The sequence below is a fragment of the Gabonibacter massiliensis genome (assembly GCA_001487125.1).
GTDB lineage: Bacteria > Bacteroidota > Bacteroidia > Bacteroidales > Marinifilaceae > Gabonibacter > Gabonibacter massiliensis.
Genome location: LN913013.1, coordinates 1,771,363 through 1,796,461 on the forward strand (window position 1 = coordinate 1,771,363; position 25,099 = coordinate 1,796,461).

20 protein-coding genes and 2 tRNA genes are annotated in these 25,099 nt (G+C 40.7%); 9 read left to right on the forward strand and 13 right to left on the reverse strand.

Features of this window, described 5'->3' with window-relative positions:
* Positions 1-187 precede the first annotated feature (187 nt).
* The 10 genes from BN3283_RS11820 to BN3283_RS11865 form a co-directional block, all read right to left on the reverse strand.
* A complete protein-coding gene (locus tag BN3283_RS11820) occupies positions 188-631 on the reverse strand; it encodes an immunoglobulin domain-containing protein (RefSeq protein ID WP_059026730.1) in 444 nt (147 codons plus the stop codon).
* Between the two features lie 406 nt (positions 632-1,037).
* Complete coding sequence (locus tag BN3283_RS11825; protein WP_059026731.1) at positions 1,038-1,481, reverse strand: immunoglobulin domain-containing protein; 444 nt, start codon at positions 1,479-1,481, stop codon at positions 1,038-1,040.
* A 698-nt stretch (positions 1,482-2,179) separates the two neighbouring features.
* Positions 2,180-4,546: a Gldg family protein gene (locus BN3283_RS11830; protein ID WP_059026732.1), complete on the reverse strand. Its 2,367-nt coding sequence runs from the start codon at positions 4,544-4,546 to the stop codon at positions 2,180-2,182.
* Positions 4,547-4,570: 24 nt separating this feature from the next.
* The gene (locus tag BN3283_RS11835) at positions 4,571-5,491 is read right to left on the reverse strand and encodes an ABC transporter ATP-binding protein (protein WP_059026733.1); all 921 of its coding nucleotides are present in this window, start codon (positions 5,489-5,491) and stop codon (positions 4,571-4,573) included.
* A gap of 41 nt (positions 5,492-5,532) precedes the next feature.
* Positions 5,533-7,188 carry a PKD-like family lipoprotein gene (locus BN3283_RS11840; RefSeq protein ID WP_059026734.1) on the reverse strand — a complete coding sequence of 552 codons (1,656 nt, stop codon included), beginning with the start codon at positions 7,186-7,188 and terminating at the stop codon, positions 5,533-5,535.
* 19 nt (positions 7,189-7,207) lie between these two features.
* On the reverse strand, positions 7,208-7,954 hold the full coding sequence (locus BN3283_RS11845) for a DUF4843 domain-containing protein (RefSeq protein WP_070807511.1): 747 nt from the start codon (positions 7,952-7,954) through the stop codon (positions 7,208-7,210).
* 20 nt (positions 7,955-7,974) lie between these two features.
* On the reverse strand, positions 7,975-9,558 hold the full coding sequence (locus BN3283_RS11850; RefSeq protein ID WP_059026736.1) for a RagB/SusD family nutrient uptake outer membrane protein: 1,584 nt from the start codon (positions 9,556-9,558) through the stop codon (positions 7,975-7,977).
* A gap of 12 nt (positions 9,559-9,570) precedes the next feature.
* Positions 9,571-12,993, reverse strand: coding sequence for a SusC/RagA family TonB-linked outer membrane protein (locus BN3283_RS11855; protein WP_059026737.1), 3,423 nt, complete (start codon positions 12,991-12,993; stop codon positions 9,571-9,573).
* A gap of 87 nt (positions 12,994-13,080) precedes the next feature.
* On the reverse strand, positions 13,081-14,244 hold the full coding sequence (locus BN3283_RS11860; RefSeq protein WP_059026738.1) for a FecR family protein: 1,164 nt from the start codon (positions 14,242-14,244) through the stop codon (positions 13,081-13,083).
* A gap of 282 nt (positions 14,245-14,526) precedes the next feature.
* A complete protein-coding gene (locus tag BN3283_RS11865) occupies positions 14,527-15,063 on the reverse strand; it encodes an RNA polymerase sigma factor (protein ID WP_059026739.1) in 537 nt (178 codons plus the stop codon).
* Positions 15,064-15,190: 127 nt separating this feature from the next.
* Between BN3283_RS11865 and BN3283_RS11870 the strand changes: the two genes are divergently transcribed.
* The 7 genes from BN3283_RS11870 (at position 15,191) to BN3283_RS11900 (ending at position 19,715) form a co-directional block, all read left to right on the forward strand.
* On the forward strand, positions 15,191-15,970 hold the full coding sequence (locus BN3283_RS11870; RefSeq protein ID WP_059026740.1) for a TatD family hydrolase: 780 nt from the start codon (positions 15,191-15,193) through the stop codon (positions 15,968-15,970).
* A gap of 34 nt (positions 15,971-16,004) precedes the next feature.
* Positions 16,005-17,045 carry an asparaginase gene (locus BN3283_RS11875; protein WP_041503460.1) on the forward strand — a complete coding sequence of 347 codons (1,041 nt, stop codon included), beginning with the start codon at positions 16,005-16,007 and terminating at the stop codon, positions 17,043-17,045.
* A gap of 128 nt (positions 17,046-17,173) precedes the next feature.
* Positions 17,174-17,986, forward strand: a complete 813-nt coding sequence (locus tag BN3283_RS11880; RefSeq protein WP_059026741.1) for a MotA/TolQ/ExbB proton channel family protein — start codon at positions 17,174-17,176, stop codon at positions 17,984-17,986.
* 6 nt (positions 17,987-17,992) lie between these two features.
* On the forward strand, positions 17,993-18,439 hold the full coding sequence (locus BN3283_RS11885; protein ID WP_041503096.1) for a hypothetical protein: 447 nt from the start codon (positions 17,993-17,995) through the stop codon (positions 18,437-18,439).
* 31 nt (positions 18,440-18,470) lie between these two features.
* On the forward strand, positions 18,471-19,052 hold the full coding sequence (locus BN3283_RS11890; RefSeq protein WP_041503097.1) for an ExbD/TolR family protein: 582 nt from the start codon (positions 18,471-18,473) through the stop codon (positions 19,050-19,052).
* The gene (locus tag BN3283_RS11895; protein ID WP_041503098.1) at positions 19,052-19,516 is read left to right on the forward strand and encodes an ExbD/TolR family protein; all 465 of its coding nucleotides are present in this window, start codon (positions 19,052-19,054) and stop codon (positions 19,514-19,516) included. The genes BN3283_RS11890 and BN3283_RS11895 overlap by 1 nt, the downstream gene beginning before the upstream one ends.
* A gap of 124 nt (positions 19,517-19,640) precedes the next feature.
* Positions 19,641-19,715, forward strand: a tRNA-Arg gene (locus BN3283_RS11900).
* 176 nt (positions 19,716-19,891) lie between these two features.
* Here BN3283_RS11900 and BN3283_RS11905 read toward each other — a convergent pair.
* The 3 genes from BN3283_RS11905 to BN3283_RS14785 all read right to left on the reverse strand — a co-directional run bounded on the left by BN3283_RS11905 (position 19,892) and on the right by BN3283_RS14785 (position 24,114).
* Positions 19,892-23,176 (reverse strand): golvesin C-terminal-like domain-containing protein, encoded by a 3,285-nt coding sequence (locus BN3283_RS11905; RefSeq protein WP_059026742.1) that lies wholly within the window; start codon positions 23,174-23,176, stop codon positions 19,892-19,894.
* A 24-nt stretch (positions 23,177-23,200) separates the two neighbouring features.
* Positions 23,201-23,698, reverse strand: coding sequence for a hypothetical protein (locus tag BN3283_RS11910; RefSeq protein ID WP_059026743.1), 498 nt, complete (start codon positions 23,696-23,698; stop codon positions 23,201-23,203).
* A 260-nt stretch (positions 23,699-23,958) separates the two neighbouring features.
* Positions 23,959-24,114 (reverse strand): DUF6549 family protein, encoded by a 156-nt coding sequence (locus BN3283_RS14785; RefSeq protein ID WP_350308236.1) that lies wholly within the window; start codon positions 24,112-24,114, stop codon positions 23,959-23,961.
* A gap of 17 nt (positions 24,115-24,131) precedes the next feature.
* Between BN3283_RS14785 and BN3283_RS11915 the strand changes: the two genes are divergently transcribed.
* A tRNA-Leu gene (locus BN3283_RS11915) sits at positions 24,132-24,216 on the forward strand.
* A 269-nt stretch (positions 24,217-24,485) separates the two neighbouring features.
* A complete protein-coding gene (locus BN3283_RS11920; protein WP_059026744.1) occupies positions 24,486-25,097 on the forward strand; it encodes a hypothetical protein in 612 nt (203 codons plus the stop codon).
* Positions 25,098-25,099 lie beyond the last annotated feature (2 nt).

A 25,099-nucleotide genomic window follows, 5' to 3' on the forward strand; every position in this document is an offset into this window, starting at 1 on the left:
CTATTTTTAATTTTACACCACACATCTATTGTAAATTGTAGATTGAAGATTGACGATTATTTAGTGATGACGAGATTCTGTGATTAAAGGATTTACCTGTAACGGAATCTCTTCATCGACTATTTACCTTTGTCTATTGATAGCACTTTTACCCCGTCCCTAAGTGCTACCTTAAGTACTGTTAGGATCAATCGTATTTCACAATTAATCGATCTCCATAAGAAAAATAATCTGTTGTCCCCTTTTTTACAACAAGATAATAAACTCCCTCATCAGAAGTCTGAATATCAGACAAGGTTATATAAATATTAGTTTTAGAATAATTACAAGAAATAACGAATCTATAATCCCCAGGAGTTGGACGATAGATGAACCCGTTATTTCCCAAAGCAATAATAAATTTGGGAGCTTGCCCAGAACGTTGAAAATATAACATAGCAATATCCCAATTTTCTAAATTTAATAGAAAGTATGACCATTGAACAGTACTTCCTGGTCTCGCAATAATCTCGCCACCAGTATTACTTATAATTTGAGGAATACCATCTTCATTACTTTGAGCTACTCCATCACATACATCCCCAGCAAAGAAGAATACCGATACCATAAATAACATCATAACCTTTTTCATGACCTTAAAATTTTAATGTTTAATAGAAAAATTAATTTCGAAGATGAACTATTCTCTGTCATCTCCATGTTCATACAATCAGGGACTATATTCCCCGTCATTATCCTCCTTTGAACTATTTTCAGATCACATTTAAAAAGCAGATTTTTGAAAATGGTACCATTTTATTCTAAATCACCTACTCCCCATCACTTTATTGTAAATTGTAAACTATGAGAATTCCGTGATTTAATGATTTCGTGACTAAGAGATTTAATTTGAATCACCTAAATCTTTTAATCTACAAATTATTTTTATCTACAATCGTCAATCTCTTTAATCACCCAATCTCTTCATCGACTATTTATCTTCGTCTATTTATAGCACTTTTACCCCGTCCCTAAGTACTACCTAAGTGCAATCAGAATCAGAGAGATAACACGGTTAATTGATCGCCAGCAGAGACACAATCCATTGTTCCTTTTCTCACTAAAAGATAATAAACTCCCTCATCAGAAGCCTGAGCATTAGACAAGGTTACATAAATAACAGTTTTACTATAATTATTAGAAATACTGAATCTATAATTCGGAGGATATGCACGATGAATATTTCCATTACAATCCAAAGAAATAATAAATTTAAGACGCTCGCCAGGGCGTTGAACAAATAACGCAGCATAACTCCAATTTTCTAAGTTTAATAGAGCATATGACCATTGAGCAGTATTCCCTGCTCTTACAACTATTTCTCCACGAGCATCACTTATAATTTGAGAAGTACCATTCTCATTATTTTGTGCCACTCCATCAAATGCTTCCCCAACAAAGAAGAAAACCGATAACACGAATAACATCATAATTTTTTTCATAGCTTTAAAATTTAAATGTTTAATAGAAATTTAATTTCGAAGATGAACTGTTCTCTATCATCTCCATGTTCATGATAACGAAGACTATATTCCCCGTCATTATCCTCCTTCGAATTATTTTCAGATCACATTTAACAAGCCGATTCTTTTACAAAATACCACCTCCTTCTCTCTTTTTAATCACTCAATCATAAAATCATTATATATCCTAATCACAGAATCCCTTAATCCTTCTATTTATTGTAAATTTTAAATTGTAGATTGTAAATTAACTGCTTTTCGTAATCTACAATCGTCAATCATTTTAATCACTCAATCACAAAATCATTATATCTCTCAATCCCCTAATCTTTTAATTTCTGAATCATTTTCATCGTCATTTTTTCTCCGGGAACCAAAAAGGGCGAAAGAACTTTCGCCTCTTTCGCCCTTCACACTACGATTCTTACCCAACACCATTTAACCTAACTTATAATTCATTTTTAGATCCTACTCTAAATAATATCCATATTTTATAGGATTTCCCTTTATCTGTTTTAGCCGAAACTCCAACTTTTGATGTAGATTAAAACTGATCTTGCTATCTTTAAATCATAAATCTTTTAATTCAGGTTTTGGTGTTTAGAGATCAGGAGACTCATACAGTCTCCCAATCCCTTCATCACCTAATCATATTAATCACTAATCATAAAAAGCTATTAACGCCCTCTTCTCCTGATCCACATAAACAAATACAGTAAGAGCAAAAGTCCCGGAAATACTCCCATCAACATATAATTAAGCACTTCCGCACCACCTTCCGTGGTAGAAATTCTATTATCTATCGATGCCGGACGACGAACATCGATCGGCACTTCCCCATCCGACAACCAATAGAAACCTCCTTGCACTATCCCGAAATTAGCAACCCACAAAGGCGAACGGGAACGACCGAACTCTCCGTCGCTGATACAATCCGCATCTCCTAATACGATAATTCTCTGCTCTTTATCTCCCATTTTACGAGACAATGCTAATCCCAAGGTGTAAGATTGCTGCACTTCTCCCACTTCCGGATTATACTTCACATCTTCCTCATTGATAATCTCTTTTGTTTCCAACTCGTTCCAACAAGTGGAATCGGAAACAAACATCGGAGTTACTTTAAATCCTTTATCCTCGGTATATTCCAATCCGGTAGCCGAAGGCATAACAATCACATAACTCCGTCTTAATGCATTAAATACGTAGGCTAAATCACCAGCTTCTTTTGTCGGTTTCATCACGATCAGATCGATCGGAAGAGCCGGGACTGTATAACCGGCAAACGGACCAAGATTGATATTATCCTGCTTTTTCTCTTCCTCCGGATCCTTTGCTTTAGGCGGTTGAATCAGGAATCCGTCCATAAACTTTACGCCGAATTGCTCTACCACCGGATTCATCACCTCCTGTCGTCTCGGTTCTCCGATAATCATGAGGTTACCGCCACGGGCAATATACTTATCCAAATTTACTTTCTCAGCCTCCGTCATGGGCTGTCTCATCTCCGCAATCACGAGAATATTCACATCATCCGGAATTTCCTTATCGAGTGTAACATCTTTGTAATCGAATCCTTGATTAATTAACGAACTTCGAAAAGACGGCATATGCGTAAACATGCAATAATTTCGCTCACCCGGTCGGTCGGTCTCCCGCTCCCCATGTCCGGTCAGGAATCCGACCGTTGGTAATTTCATCACCAAACGTTTCAAAGCGGCTGTAATCTCTGCCTCACCCGGGTATCTTTGTTGACCATCATATATCCGTAAAAACGTCTTTTCTCCGCTTTCTCGTTCTATTAATCGAGTAAAACGATTTCCTTCTGTCGTGGTTAAATCGATTTGTTTCCGAATCTGTTCCGGAGTCAATACCTTCTTCGGATTCATCTTTTTTCGCTCCATCTCTTTTTTCGCCTTCTCTTCGTATGTCATACCGGGATATATCTTTTCTAACTGATCGTTTTTAATCGTATCGTAATAGAAAACGTATTCCATTTTAATCTCCGGTTTAAACCGAGTATATTGCTCAAATAATCGGATATCATTATTATAGTTTTCAGGGTCCCCAATTTCAGCAAATCGATCCAAGATATTCACGTAAGAAGTAATTGTCATTCCCCCCGTAGCACGTTTAATAATCTCTTGACTATTCGGTGTCAAGGTGTTCATTTTCATCTGAGTGGCATCGTAATAGAATTTAAATACCGGACGAGACGAGACATAAGCCAAAACAATCGCTAAAATCCACACTCCCGCATATTTACCCAAAGAAACCATCCAACTCACTTTCTGACGCCTTGTTTGCATACGGATAATCGTCATAAAAAGGAAAAGAGCGATCACCACGAAAAAATAAAGCAGGTCCTCCGTGGAAACCAAACCTCCCACAAAAGCCCCAGCTCTTCCGGAAATTCCGAACCAATAGGTAATATCCCGCAATATGGCGATACCTTGCCACATTCCCTTCACGTAGGTCAATACAGCCAGAATAGCCAACGTCCCCACGGCCGCCACTATCTGGTAGGAGGTCAAACTGGACATAAACAACCCGATGGAGACGTAAATGCACAACAACAGGTAAACCCCCAACAACCCGGATAAAATAAGAGTAACGTCCGCATGTTCAATTACCACGATAGCGTATATGGCATACACCACCAACACGCCGATCAGGGCCAACCCGTAAATCATCATGGCTAAATACTTACCTAAAATAATTTGCGTGTTCGTAATCGGGGAGGAGTAGAGCAGTTTAATGGAGCCGCTGCCCAATTCCCTACTCATCAATCCCATTGTCAACAGGGGAATATAGAGATACAGATAGGATTGCACATTCGAAAACAAACCACTCCAACCGGCAAAAAAACCGAGGGTAAGGTTTATATGCTGATATCCCATCACCTGCCCCTCTGCAACTTGGGAGATCATACCGGAAAACAGCATTCCGGTTTGAAAAGTGAATATAATTAAAATCAACCAGGCTATCGGAGAATAAAATAGATCTCTTAGCTCTGTTTTTGCTATCTTGAATATTGTTCTCATCTTTAACGAAATAAATTTAATAGATTATTTTTTAGACAATTCGGCAAAAATCGTATCCAAAGAACTCTTCTCTTGTTGAAGCTCCGACAACTGCCAACCGCGTGTATAACTGGCCTCCACGATATGATCCATCGCCTCCCGGGCATCCGAGAATTGTACGCGGAAGCGGGGACCTCCCAACTCTTCCACGCGGACCACTCCCGGAAGCGCCTCGATCTCCTCTACCGGGGGCATGGCCCCCAGCGAAACCAAAATCGTACTCGGTTTAATATAATTATCAAATTCATCTACCGTTCCGGCGAAAACCATACTCCCTTGCTCGATCATCCGGATATAATCGCAAGTGGCCTGAACCTCGGGCAAGATATGCGTGGAGAGGATCACCGTACGATCTTGGGCAATCTCCTTGATCAGGTGGCGGATCTCCACGATCTGGTTCGGGTCCAACCCGTTTGTCGGTTCATCCAACACCACGAACTCGGGGTTATGAATAATCGCCTGGGCAATCCCGACCCGTTGTTGATAACCCCCGGAGAGATTCCGGATCACCCGCTTGGCAAAATGAGAGATTCCGCAACGTCCCATCGCCTCTTTTATCGCTTTGGGTACCTCCCGATCCCGGATATGCCGGATCTCCGCGCAAAACTCCAGGTATTCCCATACCGTCAGATCCGGATGCAAAGGCGGTACCTGCGGTAGAAAACCGATATGGCGTTTGGCCTCTACCGGGTTTTCCCGTATGCTCACCCCCTTGATATACACATCCCCCTCCGTCTGCTTTAACACCCCGCACATGATATTCATGGTCGTGGACTTCCCGGCTCCGTTGGAGCCGAGTAATCCGTAAATACCATTCTTCGTAATCTCGAAATCGATATCCCGTATCGCCCACTGCACACTATAACGATGGGATAAATGTTCTAACTTTAAAATCGGTTCTTCCATACAATATGATTTATCATTTTTACAAACTTTTTCTTAGACATTTAATATTCACTTCCACTTACTTTCGATGTAATCTCTTTAGCCGAAACCACCCGACCGCTCAACTGTTCCGTCTTCAGCAATTTCGGATCATCTCTATCCACTATACTATAAAAAGCCAATTTCCCGTTAATTCCTCCAACTACCAAAACCTGAAAATTGCCATCACGCCCCACAAAGGTTACTTTTTCTCCAAAATCCGAAATCAATGGAAAATTCATGTATTCTCTATCTTTATCAATATAATTTACAGCATTTCCATTCGAATAGATAATCATAGGAGTCTCGCTTAACGTTCCAGATAAAACAAAGGAATCATCCGGAACCTTCACAGAACACTCTATCAATTTGGAAAGGAGCGTTCCCGGAAAAGGTCCCCATCCAGCAGTTGCCTGTACTAACTCTCCGGTATTTCCATTCGCCCCACACTCTCCATAATATGTTTTACCGTTTAAATTATATAGCAATGAATACCTATATATCGGTGGCACTCCCATCCAACCTCCTTCAAAACCAGCATAACATCCTATATCCAACATTTTCGTACCTTGTGGCATATTCCATACTGGAGGACATTGGCTTACAGTAGAAGAATAACGCACCGGAATTAATTTACTTGTTGAATACGCTGGATCCCATGGCATCGATCCTTCCGGTTGTTTATCTGCAAAAATAACCATGATCACCCTGTTATGCTTTTCATCGTAACAAGGGAAAGAAGATCTAAGTCCATATTGCTTCCGTCCGAATTTTGTAATCTTATATCCTTTCTCATCCAAAAAATAGGGAGTAGTCATAAAAGCTCCTCCTAAATTATTATTAGACAGTTGCCTTCTGAATAACCGCCCGTCTTCGGTCGTAACAAAAGTGGTTCTTCCGACTTTGGCATCATTTTCCCATGCATCGACACGAGCGACCGGTTTAAAATCTGCAGGAGTTCCGTTACCGAACTGATCTTTTAATTCCGCTACTTTTAAAAAATTTTCCGGACGGAATTCATAAGCGACCTTGTCCGTGATAATAGTTCCCGAACCGAGGGGACCGATATTTTTAGCTGTTCTGGTATAAGCCAAGAATAACGGTTTACCCGGGATATTCTCCCCGTTTGCCTTATCGTAAGTATCCTTGATCTCAAAGATCGTCTTGTTGGTCTGTTTATCCACGTAGCGATCGATATAATAACACTTGGCATTTCCCCCATCTTCCGCCAACACGAACCAATCACCCGATCCCCTCGTTGCCGTGATAAAATAAATTACTTTTGACATAAAACGGGTACCCGTTTCTTTATCGATAACAGTAAACGTTCCCGGCAGAGATTTATTTTCTGCTAAAAATTCCGTCAAATTGACCTTTTTAACCACCGAATCAACTTTAATATCAAAATCAGCCTCCTCCCCGATGAGGACATTTTTTATACGCCACTCGTAGCGGACCTCTTTTTCCCGTTGAGCCGAATCGGTTTCCCATTTAAAAGCTTTATGACCGCGAAACTCCATGACCTCCCCTTCCTTGCCATAAATTGCTATCGGCTGTGCAATAGGATCGGCATACCATTTCGGTTCGTTGAGACTTTTATAGTCATAATTTCCCTCGTCTTCCAAACAACCGATCAACAAAAAGAAAGACAAGTAAAACAGTATATTTAGTTTTTTCATAACAGATCTTTTTTAATTATTAAATTTCCACCGTTATTTCTCCGAACTCATCTGTCTGTCCCGGATTATCGGCTAACCATTTCTTAAATTTCAATACATACTCAATGGCCAAATCCGGACGATTGGTTATCAACTCCTCGTTAAATTCTCCCTTCGGATCGGCATGTTGCAAAAACAATTTATATTTCTTTTGCGAATAGCGTCCCAAAAGCGTTATTTCTACCTCTGTGGTCCACCATTCCGGTTTTGACTCGAGGGCAGTAAAAACAATCACGGCCCGACGACGTTCGTATTGCCCCAGCTCCAAACTTTCCATCGGAACCAATTCGACAATCAATCTCACTCCTCCTTCCAAAGTTTTCAATCGATCCGTATACAAAAGTTTTACATGTATCGTATCTTTGATATCCGATTGTCCCGGAGAAATCGGTTTAGCGTGAAACGTGTAGTAGTCATCTAACTTATATTCATCTGCGTTAGCCGTTGTTCCCTCTTTTACCACTCTTAACCCGAATTTCAGGTCGGAAGTCAAAGGAGTTCCCGAGAATTGAACCACCAACGGAACCTCGATCACCTTTGTATCTTCCGGGAAGAAAAAGAACGACATCACGGTAGAGTCCGCCTGTTCCGTTCCGGGTTTCAGCGCATCCATATAGAACTTATCGAAATAGACCTGAGAAGTTCCATGAAATACCTCTATATCTTCCTCATTACAAGAGATTAGAAACATCGGTATCCAAATCAACAGTAAAATATATTTCTTCATCATCATATTCGTTTTAATTATCATTTTATATCGGCAGGCACAGGCAATAAATACTCGTCACGGGTCATCGGACGTACCTTATCGCCGATTTTCAAATCGGCATTCAAACGTTTATAGAGATAGAACATTTGTCCTTCCGATAACCATTCTCTCCGCGCATCATGTAACAAATCAGCTTGAAACTCGGCCCAAGTCGTACCGGACAATGAACTTCCTCTGATCCCGCGGGATTCACGAATAGCGTTCAACACCTCGTAAGCCTTCCCGAAATTCCCGTTACGAGCGTAATACTCCGCCATGATATAATACATCTCCGTGGCACGTATGACTGGAAATATCGGTACATTCTGACTCCGGATGACTGAATTATTTTGATGAGGATACCATTTCCCGGATACCGGATACAGATAATTACCTAAATACATCAGGTATCTCCAACGATAATCGATCCCGGATTCATTCACACCACCCCGTTCAAAATAAGATTCCGATATTTGAAACCAATTTGGGGTAGATACTACAGTCCAATAGTTTCTATACATAGCATTCCGATCATAAACCAATTTATCGTAGGCCGCAAATATCAAATTGGCGTTCATCTTCACATCAGGTCTTTTTTCGAAATTTACCGTCTCATGCCCGTCATTAGTCGTTATCCCGGAAAAATCATCCCTATACATGACAAGAACCCGTCCGTCCAATAATTCCATCTTAAAACCAAGAACCTTTTCGGCATAGTCAAAGGCCTCCTGCCCCATCCCGGCATATTGACATACCCGGGCTAAAAGAGCCGTCACGGCATAATAGCTTAATCGATATCCTCTCCCTTTAAAGAAATCATCTACCAACTCACTCTTAAATCCATCGATGAACGGATCTATTGTTTGTTCTCCGTCCTTATATTCATTCCAGAAACGTCCTTTTCCGACAATACTTACGGCTTGCCCCACAATCGTTGTATCGAATACAGCCGTTAACTCCTGCGCCATTTTCAAATCGACGATTACTTTATCCAAAACGGGTTTTACGCCCAATTTCCCGGTTTGTATCGTCGGATAAGCATCCACATAGGGAATATACGCCCGCCCGTCATCGTTCACGAGGGCCGGAGCAAACAAACGCAACAATTCAAAATGCATCAAAGCCCGACAGGCGTACGCCTCTCCCAAAATCATCTTACGCTCCATTTCACCCTCTGCAAAAATACCATTAGAAGCATTCTTAGCATTCTGGATCAAAGCATTGGCATTGGCTATAATATTATAAGCCTTAGCCCACATCCCTTCAATCGTTCCGGACAAACGGGAACTTCTATAATCAAATTTTTGAGCATCTTTATACTTTTCATCTGAAAAGGCTCCGTTGGTCTCCAAATCATATATTTGGGCCATACAGTCGATCATCCCATAAGTTAACTCCATGCCGTACAATTGAGGATCACCCATAGCTTTGTACAATCCGTTCAAGACGGAACGATAACCGTTTCCGGAAGAAAACATCTCTCCTTCCGTGGCCTGGCCCTCCGGAGTAACGTCCAACCAATCTTTACAGGAGGAAAACATCACCGCCACGGCCAACACGAGTATATTAACATATATTTTCATCTTCTTTACTATTTAGAATCCTACATTTACCGTAAAACTAAAATTTCTTGCAAATGGATAGTTAATAGCTCTTTCCTCCTTCACATTTCTCCATTTCGCCAATCCATTCGCATTAAAACTGATTTTTAAATTTCTCATCCTCCACTTCCGTATCAATTCGGAGTTAAAATCATACCCGACAGAAAGACTTGTAAAGTCCAGACGGTTATCGTCCTGTACAAAACGACTGGTCGGGTTTTTAGTCGGATTTTTACTGATATCGTAATAAGGTACGATATTCCCGGCCTGCTTCCAACGGGCAGACAAGACTCGTTTATCCACGTTTTCAGTCGAAATTTGGGCGTTCTCCACCTTATCCACCAATGTTGAATTATAAGTTTGCCCTCCCCATTGATAACTGAAAGAAGCGCTCATCGTGATCCCTTTCCAGGCAACATTCACCCCAAAAGAACCTTGTGCATCCGGACTATTATCCCCCACGACGATCTGATCATTGGCATCCCAAGTATAAGTGGACATCCCGTTCTTTTTAATAAACCGCTCTTTTCCGTTAGCAGGATCGATCCCGTCCGAAGGAACGGCATAAATGGCACTCAAAGATTTTCCTTTATAATAAAAAGCCACCGGGCGACTCAACACATCACCGTATTGAGGTTTTTCTCCCTCCATTGGATTTTCTGAATACCCTTTCTCGTATTCATCTAAAATTCTCTGATTATAGGTATTCATCTCTTCGCTCAAAGAGGTGATCTTACTCTTGTTAGAAGCTAAATTAGCATTCACCGTGATCATGCAATCCTTGTTCTGAAACACGGTAGCGTTCATCTTCAATTCGAATCCTTCGTTTAGGGTAGAACCGGAATTCACCTTATAAGAAGAGAAACCCGAATAGGTCGGAATGTTGATATTATCAATCAAATTCCGTGTTTTATTTTGATAATACGATCCCTCTAAAAAGATAAGATCCCGCAGGAACGTCGTCGAAAATCCGAAATCCAATTTATCGGTCGTTTGCCAGGTCAATTTCGGATTGCCCAAAGCTATCAAATTAGCAGCCGGTCCGGTATAAAACCAGGTATCCGTAGCCATCTTAAAAGTGGTAATCGCCGAATAGGGTTCAAACCCGACATTCCCGGTAGAACCGTATGTCACCCTCAATTTCAAACGACCGATCAGCCAATGGTCTTTCAAAAAAGCGTAATTATGAAGATTTATACCGGCCCCGACAGACCAAAAAGGAGCAAATTGTTTGTCTTTTCCGAAATCGGAACTACCGTCCAAACGGACAGAGCCATCAAATAGATAGATGTCATTATAAGAATAATTCACCGATCCCAAAAATCCTATTTTACGACTGGTCGATTCTGTTTCCTGTATCGGTATCGGCTGTTTTGCCGCAAATTGAGGTTTATTCATGTTACCCAATTGAAAACCGGTTAAAGCAACAGACGTAGCTTCTGATTGATTTTCTGAAACTTCCACTCCGGCCGTTGCATTAACAAAATGTTTATTTATCATTTTATTAAAATAAAACATACCTCTTAAGTTCCAATTCCAGTTTCTATTATCACTTCTTCGCAATTCGCCTTTATCTTGAGCAACGGCATTTGAAAAGGTAGGATCTGCCGGATCCGTGAAGTTTTCAGTTCTGGAAGTGACACTCCGGATTCCCAGCGATCCTTTAAACTGCAGACCTTCCTGTATCACGATATTTAATTGAAAATTATTCGTAATATCGTTTTGTCTCACTTTATTAAAATAGCTATTCAGATTAGCCACTTTCCACAAAGGATTCGTTTTCGGATTCTGAACACCGATCACGATATCCTTCAGCAATCGTCCACTCTCATCGTAAATAGGAGAATAAGGTTGGGCCTTCGCGTACTCCGAGTAGGGTCCATAAGGAGAGTCTTCGGAACGTGTTACCGAATAATTAACCGTATTCAATAACTGTAACCATTTACCGGCACGGTAATCAAACGTCAATCCCGCCCCGTAGGTATGCCGGTAAGATCCCTTCATTACCCCGTTTTTACCCTCGTTATAATTCAAATCAAGGCTATAACGAATATTTTCCACTCCGCCCGATAAGCTCAAGCTATGAATATGACCGAATACATTTCGTAAAGGTTTCGACATCCAATCAGTATTTACCCCCCGCTGAATCTCTTTCAATTTCTCATAATATTTAATCGTTAACGAATTTTGAGTATCCGGATCATCGGAAGTATACAATCCGGACAAACGCTCCACTTCCAATTTCTCTGCCGCATTACAAAGATTGTAATCGGATAGGTCAGGCATATCCACGCTACCGGAAAGATTATAATAGATTTGCATCTCTCCCGGTTTCGGAGCCACCGAGGTTACCACGATCACCCCGTTGGCAGCCTGAGAACCATACATAGCCGTAGCGGCAGCATCTTTCAATATGGTCATACTCTCGATACGATTGATATCCATATCGTAAATTTTCTGTACATCCACCTCGAAACCGTCTAAAATAAAGATCGGCAGATTAGGATTATTCTTTAGATTCGTACGCTGCGTCATCCGCTCTTTCTCGATATCCAATCCTTTCTGTTGTCCGATAGAAGTTTCACCCCGAATGTTAAATTCCGGCAAAGCATTCGGATCGGATCCCCATAGTTTATTCTCTTTAATCCGGAAAGAGGGATCGAATGTCTGCAAGGCCGCAATCACGTTTCTGGCATTCACGTTCATCAGCTGGTCTCTTGTCACGGTAGTAGCATTTCCCGTAAAACTCTCTTTTCTGACGTTTAAATACCCGGTGACCACCACATCCTGCAATTTGACCTTATCCTCTTTCAGGGTCACGTTGATGGTGTCTTTACCGGTATATTTGATCTCCTGGGTTTCCATTCCCATAAATGAAAAGACCAACACGATATTTTTCATTTCCGGCAATTTCAATGAATACTTTCCATTGAAATCAGTGGCTGTTCCCAACTTAGTCCCTTTTATCAGAACGGTTACCCCGGGCAAGGGAAGCTTTCTTTCGTCGATCACCTTTCCGACGATACGGATCTCTTTTACCTTATCGTCGGGAGCGATAGGTTTCAGTACAATGACCGCATCCTGAATCACGTAGGTCAATCCCGTTCCTTTCAGACAAACCTTTAAAATCTCTTCGATCTTGGAAGCTTTTAGTTTGACATCGATCTTTCCGACCTTGTCCAAATCCTCTTGATTGTACATAAAGGTAAAAGCCGTCTGACGCTCGATTGCCCAAATCACATCTTTCAAATAAGCGTTCTTCATCGAAAGTGTTACCTGCTGTTCATTCTGGGAATATGCAGCCCCATGTACATTAAACATTCCCAGTAGAACAAATAATAGAGTCCATTTTGACATAACCCATGCTTTTTTTAATCTTCCGGATGGATCCCGGAGAGACATCAGAATTTTTTTCATAAATTTGTTCTTTAAATTGCATTAATAGATTATTTCGCTCGAGCGAGATAGTCCGGGCAGGAGATGTTACCAGCATCTCCTGCTTTCTTACCGATCCCGCTTTACTTTTAAAATCTTTCCATCCTTATGGATCTTTATTTTACCGTTTAGCTCGAATATCCTCAATAGAGGATCGATCATTTCATGACGTCCCATGTTAAACCCGAAACGGAATTCCTTAACCTCCTCGTCTTCATAGACGACTTTCACGTCATACCACCTTTCGACATCTCGCATAATATCTTCCAACCGAACGTCCCGGTATCGGAATTTACCGTCTTTCCATGCCGTAAAATAACTCGCATCCACTTGCTTCAATTCCGCTTTACCCGTGCTTTTGTTTAAAATAAACTGATCGTTGGGGGTCAATCGTCTGACTCTGTCGATTTTATTGCCGGAAACCGCCACGGTACCCTGTACCAAGGTGGTGGTCACATTCGCTTCGTCCGTATAGGCCGAAACATTGAACTGGGTTCCCAAAACTGTCACATCATAAGAAGTTGTCTTTACGATAAACGGTTTCTCCGTATTTTTCGCCACAATAAAGTAAGCCTCTCCTTCCAATTCCACCTCCCGGATCTCCCCGGTAAACCGGATCGGATAGCGAATTTTAGTCATCGAATTCAAATAAATCAACGTACCGTCACTTAGGCTCAATTGATATTCCCCGCATTTCGGCACTGTGATTTCATTATACTCCATCGCATCCGAAATCTCAGCGAGGCAAGTATCGCTATAAGTAAGCTGGTGACCGGTATTATAAATAAAGGTCCGTTCTTTTTCCGTTCTGATCGTTCCGCTCACGGTCTCCAAATCGATCTTTTGACCGTCAGCCAACGTCAGTATGGCTTTAGGTGCCCCCGGTAGGATCGTGCTCATCGGCGCAACGGATAGCTTTCTATCCGGTTCTCGGTTCATGAAAAAATAAAAAACACCACTCAAAGAAATCACAAGCAACGCCGCATAAGGCAAAAACCGCGAAAGAAACTTTCTTTGTCTTCTCCTGAATTGTTTTTTACGGTAATTCTCCCAGCCTATTTTATTATTAAAAGAAGAAAATTGTTCTTTTTTTAGCTTGATATTTTCCTCACTCACAACACGTTCGAATAAAGCATTATTCTCCTCCGAAGATTCCCGCCAAACCTCTAACTCTTCCTTCTCCTCTTTCGTAGGTTCTCCCGTGAGAAAAGCCGAAATCCATCGAGCTATCAAAAAAGGATCGTTTGATAATACAAAAATAGATTAAATATAAGTTTTTGTTAATTTATTGATAACAAGAGAGAAAGACTTTTTTGCATGAAGAAAATAGAGAAAAAAATAAAAGAAAAGAGTGAATCAAAAAACGATCCTTTTTGGCATTCGCTTTTCGCCTATTACTTATATAACACAAAAACCCGTTTTTATGGGGAACGAAAAATGAACTTTTTTGCTTATTTTTTTAGTACTAAACGATAATTCGATTATAATCAAACGATTACATGCAAAGAAAAAAAATCAGGGTAGGAAAATAAACACGAGATAATAATAATCTTTCAATGTCACCTTCAATTTTTTATAAGCGAGCTTCTTCAAAGTATGCACAGAACTTTCGGCTATTCCCATATGTACCGCGATCTCTGCATTTTTCAACCCGTCCAAAGTCAATTGAATCACTTCCCGGGTCTGGAGCGGTAAAGACTCCACGGCATTATAAAAGATACGATAAGCTTCCTCCTCTACCAGATTATCTACAAAAAACGCATCCGATTCGATGAGCGAAATATCTTCTCTTATCTCCTTTTTATCGCGAATCGTATTAAGACAGTCGTTACGGACAACCGTATAAAGAAAAGATTTGACTTTGAAAAGATTATCAAAATCCCCTCGACGGTTCCAATACTTTATAAAAACCTCCTGCACGATATCGGCAGCCTGTACCTGATCTTTTACATACGTCAGCGCAAATACACACAAGGCCTGATAAAATTCATCAAACAGTTCTTTAAAAGCAAGCTCATTGCCTTGTTGTATCCTATCTATTACAATATTCATAATTATACCGGAGGAATTGGGTCAAAATTAGCAAAAATCGAATGAAATCCAAATTTTCTTTAAATATTGAGATTCCACCGATGATTCATTATCTTTGTTTCCGACTAAAACAGTAAATATATTCCATATGTTTATAGATACGCATTCACACATTTATGCCGAAGAATTCGAAGCAGACCGGGATCAAGTCGTGGAAAGAGCGTTGTCCGCCGATGTAAAATACATCATACTACCGGACATAGACCGAACGACCCGTTCTTCCATGCTGACACTCGCGGAACAATACCCGCGTATAATGCTTCCCTTACTCGGGGTTCACCCGACTTCCGTTAACGCCTCTTACAAGGAAGAGTACGCGGCATTTGAAAAACTTCTCGGGAAATATACGATTTACGGTATCGGCGAATGCGGTATCGATCTTTATTGGGATAAAACTTACTACAAGGAACAAATCGAGGTATTCGAAAGACAACTGAATATCGCCAGGGAAATGAACTTGCCGGTCATCATTCACTCAAGAGAATCCTTGTCCGAAATTTTTACAGTGTTAAAACGCCAACATTACAATATGAAAGGGATACTCCATTGCTTTCCCGGCAACACGGAAGATGCGAAACGTGCCGTTGACCTCGGATTCCTTTTAGGAATCGGGGGAGTTGTTACCTACAAGAAATCGCTTATGGCCGAAGTGGTCAAAGAAATCGGAACGGATCACCTCGTATTGGAAACGGATGCTCCTTATCTTACCCCGGTTCCTTACCGTGGAAAAAGGAATGAAAGCAGTTATATTCCGTATATAGCCGCTAAAATTGCTGAAATATTAGGGGTTGACGTAAAAAAAATAGAGACGACCACGTCAAACAATGCAACTAATTTATTTAATTTGCATAGTGAAAGGTGCGAATAAAATTATTCCTGTTTTAAAATCCAAAACCTCGTTTATGGAAAAACCAGTATTAATCATATATACCGGGGGAACCATCGGTATGGTAAATGATCCTGAAACCGGGGCATTGTGTCCGTTCAATTTCGACCAGATTGCATTGGAAGTTCCGGAAATCAAAGAGTTCGGTTTTCTGATCGACAGCTACACCTTACCCGAGATTATCGATTCTTCCGACCTTCAACCCGGACTATGGAAACAATTATGCCAAATTATCCTGACAAATTACGATAAATACCAGGGATTCGTAATTTTACACGGTACCGACACGATGGCTTATTCGGCCTCGGCCCTGAGTTTTATGCTGAACAACTTAGACAAACCGGTGGTTTTTACAGGTTCACAACTACCTATTGGAAAAATCAGAACGGACGGAAAAGAGAACCTGATCGCCGCCGTAGAAATTGCCGCAGCATACGACGAAGGCAAAGCGATTGTACCTGAAGTTTCCGTGTTATTCGGCGACAAACTATTCCGGGGAAATCGTACCACGAAGATCAATGCCGAAAGCTTCGACGCCTTCCAATCGTTTAATTATCCCCCTTTAGCAAAAATCGGGATTCATATACATTACAATTACGGTGCTATCGATTACACCCCCCGCACGGAATCCGTTTCCGCTTTCTGCGATGTAGACACGAATATCGCCATCCTTAAAATATTTCCGGGTATGCGTCCCGAAATCATGGACGCCATTATGAATATTCCCGGATTAAAAGGGCTCATTTTAGAAAGCTACGGTTCCGGAAACGCTCCCACGAATAAAGTTTTTCTTAACAAAATAGAGAAAATATTACACCGGGGAATATATGTTTATAACGTGACCCAATGCCAGGGCGGAAGCGTGGAAATGGGAAAATACGAGACCAGTAGGGAATTATTAAATTGCGGGGTAATAAGCGGTTATGACATCACGACTGAAGCGGCGGTAACCAAGATGATGTACGTGTTAGGCAAATATAAAGACCCTAACGAAATAAAAAAATGTTTAAATAACACGCTTAAAGGAGAAATATCCCCAAAACGCATTGGCTTTTAACATTTTTTTTATACCTTGCCGCTCTAATTTGTGGTGAAAAGAAAGGAGAAGAGAACGAAATGGAGAAGAAAACAAAATATAGAGTTAAATTTTAATTATTTATAAACTAAAAATCAGTTAAATAGATCATGAGAAAATTATTTGCACTAATAGCAGTTTTTGGAATGCTTACTATTGGAGCATCATCTATGCTAATGGCACAGGAAAATGAGACAGTAAGTGTCGACATCCAAACCACGGAAACAGAACAACCTGCAACAAGCACCCCGACCCAATCCATGGATGACGAAGAAAACATCGAGAGTTCTTCATTCCACGCGGTAGTAAAACAAAAATTCATCGAAGGTGGTGCCGCTTTCATGAGCTTCGTTATCTTGGCTCTAATCTTCGGTTTGGCTATTTCTATCGAGAGAGTAATTTATTTGAACTTGGCTTCTACCAACTCTAAAAAATTGATCGACAAAGTAGAAGATGCTTTGGAGAATGGAGGAGTTGAGGCTGCCAAAGAAGTTTGTAGAACGACAAGAGGCCCTATTGCAAGTATTTTCTATCAAGGACTTTCCCGTTACGACCAAGGTATAGATATGGTTGAGAAATCGGTTGTATCTTACGGATCCGTTCAAATGGGATTATTGGAAAAAGGTATGTCTTGGATTGCCTTGTTTATCGCGTTGGCCCCGATGTTAGGGTTCTTGGGAACTGTAATCGGTATGATCGACGCTTTCGATAAAATCCAGGCTGCTGGTGATATTCAACCGTCTTTGGTTGCAGGAGGTATTAAAGTTGCATTGATTACGACCGTTGCCGGTTTGATCGTTGCCATGATTCTTCAAGTGTTCTATAACTATTGTGTTGCAAAAATCGAAGGAATCGTGAACGACATGGAAGATGCTTCCGTAACTTTATTAGACATCCTTGTAAAATATAATCAAAAACACTAAATCACCATGCAGAAGATTAATAAGTTATTGAATATCCTAACCATTGTAATGCTCGTAATTACAGTTGTGTTGATTGGATTGTTTTTTGGAGGAGGAGATCTTCCAAATGCCCAATACACCACTCCTGTCTATACGGACCAATTGATATGGTGGGCTTATATTCTGTTCGGACTTAGTGCTGTGGCAGCATTGGTATTCCCTATTGCCAGACTGTTTACCAGACCGAAACAAGCAATTAAGAGTCTTATCGCTCTCGTGGGGATCGTTGTTCTCGTGTTAATTGCTTATTCATTGTCCGACGGTACATTATTAGACATGAAGGGTTACGATGGACCGGATAACAATCCGAGTGCATTAAAGTTTGCCGATACCATCCTATTTACCATGTATTTCTTGGGAATTGGAGCGATCGGGTCTATTTTTGTAACAGAAATTATCAGAAGATTGAGATAACTCGTTCTTCCGAATAAATAATAAAAAGAATATGGCAAAAAAAACACCGGAAATTAATGCCACGTCAACGGCAGATATTGCCTTTTTGTTGTTGATTTTCTTCTTGGTATCAACGACAATGGATGTTGACTCGGGATTGTTCAGACGGTTACCGCCCATGGCGCCGGAGAATCAAGCTCCTCCGAAATACGCCAAAAGAAATATTCTGGAGATATTGGTAAATAGAGATGATCTCTTATCCGTAGAGTCAAAGATAATTGATATATCCGAATTAAAAGAAAAGGCGAAAGAATTCATTCTGAACCCCCAAAACAAAGACAATCTACCGGAAAAAGTGAGCAAGGATGTTCCTTTCTTCGGAAAGGTGGAAGTCTCAAAAGGTATTATTTCTTTGCAAAGTGACCGAGGCACTTCTTACAAAATGTATATTGCCGTGCAAGACGAACTTGCTGCCGCATATAATGAAGTAAGAGACGTAATGGCCATGAAGCAATGGGGAAAAAAATATACCGAATTATCAGAAGAACAACAGGAGGCTGTAAGGCAGATCGTCCCGACGGCCATATCTGAAGCTGAACCGAGAAACATCGCAAAGAAAGGAGGGAAGAAATAATGGCTAAGTTTAACAAAGGAGGAAAAAAAGAGACCCCTGCTATCTCAACAGCATCTCTTCCGGATATCGTATTCATGTTGTTATTTTTCTTCATGGTAAGTACGACGATGCGGGAAGTAACTCTTATGATTGAAAATGCGATGCCAGAAGCCAGGGAGATTACCAAGTTGGAGAAGAAATCCTTGATCAGTAATATCTATATCGGGAAACCCAAAGCACAGTTTGTCGGTGCTTACGGAAGTGAACCTCGCATTCAGTTAAATGATAAACTGGCCACGGTCGGAGATATAGCTGAATTTGTTTACGCGGAACAGGAAACCCGAAAAGAAGAAGATAAAAACAGGATTACCAATAACTTGAAGATCCAAGCTGATACTAAAATGGGTATCGTAACAGACGTAAAACAGGAATTACGTAAAGTAAATTCTTTGCGCGTGAGTTATGCCACTCGTAAAAAGTTATAATATCTCTATGACGAATAGAAGTAAAGGGGACGAATGTCCCCTTTTTTATTCTCAACATCCTTTCCGAATCTAAAAAAAATGATTAGATTTGTCCCCGGAAAGTCAAACTGACCATCCGACTCACGGTTCCGTAGTTCAATGGATAGAATGAAGGATTCCGGTTCCTTTGATTGGGGTTCGAGTCCCCACGGAATCACCAATAAAAATAAAACCAGCTGATATTCAGTTGGTTTTATTAATTTTAGGAACATACATAGGAACATAATATCTTTTATCCACCTTTTAGAGTATGAGATCTGGAGGTATTTCGTATACTATTCTCTTTTCCCTTCCCTATCTTAACTTCCCCTTCATTATAATTAAACAAAATCTCAATCACTCTATCTTTATCCACTTCACCGCGTCAGCCACGATCGCCACGTCTTTTCGTTTTTGGAGGTCTTTGTCGGAAAGCACCACCCTTGCCTCCCCCGCCGGGAAATCGTATTCGCCTAAAGAAGCCCAACCACGAATGTCTATACGCCTCGGGAGCAGCTCGTCAAGATTGACTTCCACCTCTTCTTTTTTATCCCCGTAAAAAACCGTGTAGTGATAAATTACTCCTCCCGGCAAAATCGGCCCAGGTACAAGAGATCGCTTGTACACTTTTGCCACGACCCGGTAACGTCCCGCCTCCGGGAGATTTACCCGCCACGTGGCCGTCGATTTACCCTCTCCCCCCCCGGTACAGTAACAGCCACGAATCGAATCCCCTTCCGCATCCGGCGTGATTACCAATCCCCAGCGGGATGTTTCTCCATCCTGAAACCGTCGTAAAGAAGGTTCTTTTTTAAACCATTTCTGAAACCACGTGAGGTTACCGTCCACCAGCTCGAAACCGGCATCCTGGTCATCCACCACGAACTCGTTCTTGTTTTCGCCTGCCAGAAATTCTTCTACCGATATCGAGCGCCATTGTCCGCCTATTTCCCCGAAACCCGTCCCATTTACCACTTCATTATGACTAAATATAAAACCAGTCGGACGATTGGCCGACAATCCGGTATTTATAGCAGATCTTCCTCTCAACACAAAGGAATACTCCTTCGCTTCCCCAGGCTCCAAATAGCAAGCGAAATCCTCCACGTTACCAATTTCACCCGTTAAATTATGCTCTATAGAAACCACTCCCCCCGTTTTTCCGGCATTCATGACCCTACCCTCCACTTTTGCTAATTTAGTCACAGGATCATAATAACCCCTGTCATCCTTTACCCTGAAAAATTGCTGGTGTTTGGCACTCATCCAGGCCATCACTATACTATCCACGTTCACACCCCATCTAGCACTCCACACTCCTATCAAAGAATCATAATCAATCTCCCCCTTCCCGTGACGATACAAGCTATCAAGGCAAGATCGCCATACCCGGGAAGGAACATGTATAGCTAAACGAATCCCTAATTCTTTTACTTTATCTCTCAACAACACGGCTCTCGTGCTTTCCTGCAATTCGGTATCTGATAAAATATCTTCCAGGGTATGTTTTAGTGGGTAATCAAGTATGAACATTTGTTCTGAAAATGAAGAAGTATTTAAGAAAGGCCTTCTATTTTGCAAAACCTCAAAAGTTTTGCCAATAAAAGGGTACTTTAAAGAAAAAATCCAAATGTTCCAGTAATCATCAAGAGACATCACCCTACTATCACCATAAGATGCCTCTTTCCATTTTTGCCCGATATCCCGCAAAGGATGACTTTCTTTACTCGAACAACTTCCCTCGAATAGAGCAAAAAATAGAGGTTTAAATTTTACGAAAAAATCATCTCCATTTCTCACCACACCTCCGGACATCACGTCGACAAGATCAAATTCAAAGCCCCGTTCCCGGAAAAAAACAATACCCGGTTCCGTTAAACCGACTAACGGTTTACCTATCCCCGAGGACAATCGAAAAGAAACCGGGACCTCCGAGAAATGAAGGTAAGGGTTACGGGGTTCGTACCAACCCATCCGGGGAAACCTCCTGTAATCGTACCAGTAGTAAATAGTTTCGCTCTGCCAGAAAGAAGTGAATCCCCGCTGGCTTACCCTCGAGAACATCCGGGCGAAATCCTTTCCCCAGCTCGTCAGGTTAAAACGAAAACCGAAACTCGAATCAACAGGCGTAGTATAATTCAACGTGTTCGCCCCGTACAAAGAGATCCCGTTCAGAGGGTTATGACTCGTGAAACGAATACCATCCTTTATTTTCTCGGGAACTCCTTGAGAGACCACTGTCTTTTGAAGAGGTTTTTCTACCTCCAGCGTGAAAAGGGTAAAATCACGCCCCGTCGCCAAAGGCATAAAAGGATTAGAAGGAGGTATCGACACCGGGTACCAGCTACTGGCAGGAGTCAACAAGAGAAAGTTATTTTCAACAAAAGCTCCGCAACGACCCGTCGGGAAAAATTTATCATTATAAAAAACCGTCTCGTAGTCCTTATCAGGCAAGTGCAGGTCACAATAACGATCATCAATCATTCCCTCGTACGCTATATACAAGGGCGAGGTTTCATTCACTCCTAAAGGTTGACCGATCAGGATAACTTGTTGATCCCGGCGGTAAGGTAATTCCTTGTCTCCAGATTTTACAGACAGAACTTCTAATCCTGGGTTTAAGAAAAGAGTGATTTGACCCAAAGTCTGTTTTCCCGGGTTATAAACCAACAGGTTGCTTTCTGCCTTCAAATACCTACCCGTTTGTCGTAACCGGATATCGTGCTTCTTTACCCGGCAGATCTCCTCCCGCCAGTTACGATCGAAACTTGCCCGGTAACCCGACCGAACCAAACGATCTCGATAGTGAGAGTATTCTAATAAAAAACCACTGCCTAATCCAACAAACAAGAGTAGCACGCCAACGAGCACCTGATTTTCACGTGTCGATCGATAATTAGGGATCCGTTTGAACCGGCTAACACTCCATGCCAACAACCCCAGGCCTATCAACGAGTAAGCCAAACGATGTAACATATAACGGGGAAGGTTTAAATGTCCCACCAGCTCGGAAAAAAGATTGGGCACACCGCTACCCGTGTAATCGAACGTACCGTGTTGAAAGTAAGGTAACCAGAACAGGCAGCCAATCAACCAAGCCAGGGAAAAAAAGATAGCGAGATAACGGGAACCCGTGACACTACTTAACCACAAAGAAAACCCGGCCACGAGCAACCAGGAAGGAAGATTCAATGTCAACAGGTAAAACAAGTAACACGACCAGCTTACCGGGGCCAAACTCGTCAAATTTACGATAAAAACAGAGGACAGGATCACGACAACATTTATCAACAAGAAAAGTACACCATTACCCGTGATTATTCCCCAGTAAAAAGTAGTATTATCTACTGGGCGAGCCTGTAAACTTTCCAGAGCTCCCGGCCTACTTAATCGACGGGGAATATCCGCCATCGTCACCGTCAGGAACAACGATTGAATAACGCTATACAGGTAAGCGTTAACTAAAGGCATCGAGCAAGGCAAGGCCACCATCTTCCAGTTCTCCACGCCCTGCCCCTGCCAGTAAACATGACATAACACGATTTCAATCAACGAGAACAAGGCAAAGAAACGAAAAAGCCAACTTCGGCCCTGCTGTTTCATCTCGTATTCAGCAACGTGAAAAAAAACACTCGTGTTCATGTCATCTTATCTTTTAATTCTAAGCTACGCTAATACAAACAGGTTGGATTGCCAAACTAAACTTTTTTCCTCGATACAAGCTAAACGGGAAAAAAGAAGACCGTGATCGACACCTCTTACATCATCCGTTTTACCCATTCTTGAAGCCATGGAAGCGTCAGGTTTCCTAATTACAATTAGATCCACAATTAATCTTATATCTTCATTTGCATTAGGTACAAGCGTTAAATTATGCCCAAATTCATAGGTTCCACTTTCTTCTACTGTCACTCCAACATAACAAAATATGCCCACGTCTATCCCCACCTGCCAACAATCTATAGGGACCACACCCACACTTTGTCTAACGTAGATTATTTTTTTGTTATTAAATGTGACTCCCAAAAAACTGACCGTGAAAGTTTCCCCTTCATAACACATTTGGGTTCGTCTAATCGTGCCAGCATCTTGTGCCATACCCGTTGATATTCCCCCGACAAGGAGAATCAACGTTAATACTACTAGTTGAATCGTTTTTTTCATAATTTTTAATTTTAGAGGTTAGTAAAATAATTATTTGAATAAATATTATTATAAAAAATAATATTTGTGTAAATATACGATAATTATTTCTTATATCAATGTATTATAAATATATAATATTTATTATCATAACATAATCTATCATAATAATATTATTACAAAAACATGAGAAGTGACAAACGAGAAAGGAGCGTTTATACATTTCCATTGAAAAACGCCCGCTACAATATAATGATCTATAAAGAATAAACGTATTTAAACTACTTTCTCAATTCAATATACCTTGAATAAGTGATCTTACTATAAGGATTCTTGCTAATAACTTCTTGGCGAATTGCTTTCGTTCCCCAACGAATGAATAAAAATTTTCGAGGAACACGGTAAACGATCTGTACAAGAGTATCCCGACTTTCGATCGTTCTTTTTCAATGTTGCTCGAGTGGTGGAATCGGTAGACACGCGGGACTTAAAATCCCGTGGCCATTGCGGCTGTGCGGGTTCAAGTCCCGCCTCGAGTACAAATACAAGATAAAACCCACTGTAAATCAATGGGCTTTATTATTTACCAGGAACACAAACAGGAACGCCATGACTTATTCACTATTTTTTCAGCAAAATAAATCATTCGTTTTGATTTAAATATTTCGTAGAAAAAGAAAATACCAACACAAAATTTTATTATTGCTTTATATTTATTTTTGTTATAGATTTGCTTTGTCATATATAAAGTATATCAACTTTTATCTTCACATCTCTCGTGAATAACCTGAGATTTAATTTCGCAATTATGAAAAAGAAAATAGATACTTGTCCTATAGTTATTGTTGGAGCATGGAATAAGGCTATATTTACGCCAGAATGGATACAAAAATATATCATAATGCATGACGCATTTGAGGTAAGAATTCCGCAACCACACTTAGTAAATGCCTCTCTGCAATTTGTTACTCCAGATTTTGCTATTAATATTTTAGGAGAAAGACTAGAATTTAGAATAACAGGCAATCCAGAGAAAGCAGTTGAGTGTTTACGTAATATATTACGAATCTTACCTCACACTCCTATAGTTTCCATGGGGATCAATACTGCATATATAGAAGATTCTGCAAAAATCCCGCAAGAATTAACTAACAAATTAAATTTAAATGAGGATCTCAAAAACTTAGAAGTTATTTCTTCCGCTATGATTATAGCATTAAAAGTTAACGAACAATCTTTCCTAAATATTCGTATCATTAAGGAAGGAAACGATATTACATTTGATTTTAATTATGATTTTCGTATAAAAGAAGCTCAGAATATTTTTGATATTATCGGTGAAGATGACACTATAATTAATAAAAAAGAAGAAGAAGCAAAAGAATTATTAGAACAATTATACAATCTAAAAATTGAGTGATT

Bases quoted from the DNA above. Each gene is read 5' to 3' on its own strand.
- BN3283_RS11820 (WP_059026730.1), bottom strand. From the start codon at position 631: ATGAAAAAGGTTATGATGTTATTTATGGTATCGGTATTCTTCTTTGCT.
- BN3283_RS11825 (WP_059026731.1), bottom strand. From the start codon at position 1,481: ATGAAAAAAATTATGATGTTATTCGTGTTATCGGTTTTCTTCTTTGTT.
- BN3283_RS11830 (WP_059026732.1), bottom strand. From the start codon at position 4,546: ATGAGAACAATATTCAAGATAGCAAAAACAGAGCTAAGAGATCTATTT.
- BN3283_RS11835 (WP_059026733.1), bottom strand. From the start codon at position 5,491: ATGGAAGAACCGATTTTAAAGTTAGAACATTTATCCCATCGTTATAGT.
- BN3283_RS11840 (WP_059026734.1), bottom strand. From the start codon at position 7,188: ATGAAAAAACTAAATATACTGTTTTACTTGTCTTTCTTTTTGTTGATC.
- BN3283_RS11845 (WP_070807511.1), bottom strand. From the start codon at position 7,954: ATGAAGAAATATATTTTACTGTTGATTTGGATACCGATGTTTCTAATC.
- BN3283_RS11850 (WP_059026736.1), bottom strand. From the start codon at position 9,558: ATGAAAATATATGTTAATATACTCGTGTTGGCCGTGGCGGTGATGTTT.
- BN3283_RS11855 (WP_059026737.1), bottom strand. From the start codon at position 12,993: ATGAAAAAAATTCTGATGTCTCTCCGGGATCCATCCGGAAGATTAAAA.
- BN3283_RS11865 (WP_059026739.1), bottom strand. From the start codon at position 15,063: ATGAATATTGTAATAGATAGGATACAACAAGGCAATGAGCTTGCTTTT.
- BN3283_RS11870 (WP_059026740.1), top strand. From the start codon at position 15,191: ATGTTTATAGATACGCATTCACACATTTATGCCGAAGAATTCGAAGCA.
- BN3283_RS11875 (WP_041503460.1), top strand. From the start codon at position 16,005: ATGGAAAAACCAGTATTAATCATATATACCGGGGGAACCATCGGTATG.
- BN3283_RS11880 (WP_059026741.1), top strand. From the start codon at position 17,174: ATGAGAAAATTATTTGCACTAATAGCAGTTTTTGGAATGCTTACTATT.
- BN3283_RS11885 (WP_041503096.1), top strand. From the start codon at position 17,993: ATGCAGAAGATTAATAAGTTATTGAATATCCTAACCATTGTAATGCTC.
- BN3283_RS11890 (WP_041503097.1), top strand. From the start codon at position 18,471: ATGGCAAAAAAAACACCGGAAATTAATGCCACGTCAACGGCAGATATT.
- BN3283_RS11895 (WP_041503098.1), top strand. From the start codon at position 19,052: ATGGCTAAGTTTAACAAAGGAGGAAAAAAAGAGACCCCTGCTATCTCA.
- BN3283_RS11905 (WP_059026742.1), bottom strand. From the start codon at position 23,176: ATGAACACGAGTGTTTTTTTTCACGTTGCTGAATACGAGATGAAACAG.
- BN3283_RS11910 (WP_059026743.1), bottom strand. From the start codon at position 23,698: ATGAAAAAAACGATTCAACTAGTAGTATTAACGTTGATTCTCCTTGTC.
- BN3283_RS11920 (WP_059026744.1), top strand. From the start codon at position 24,486: ATGAAAAAGAAAATAGATACTTGTCCTATAGTTATTGTTGGAGCATGG.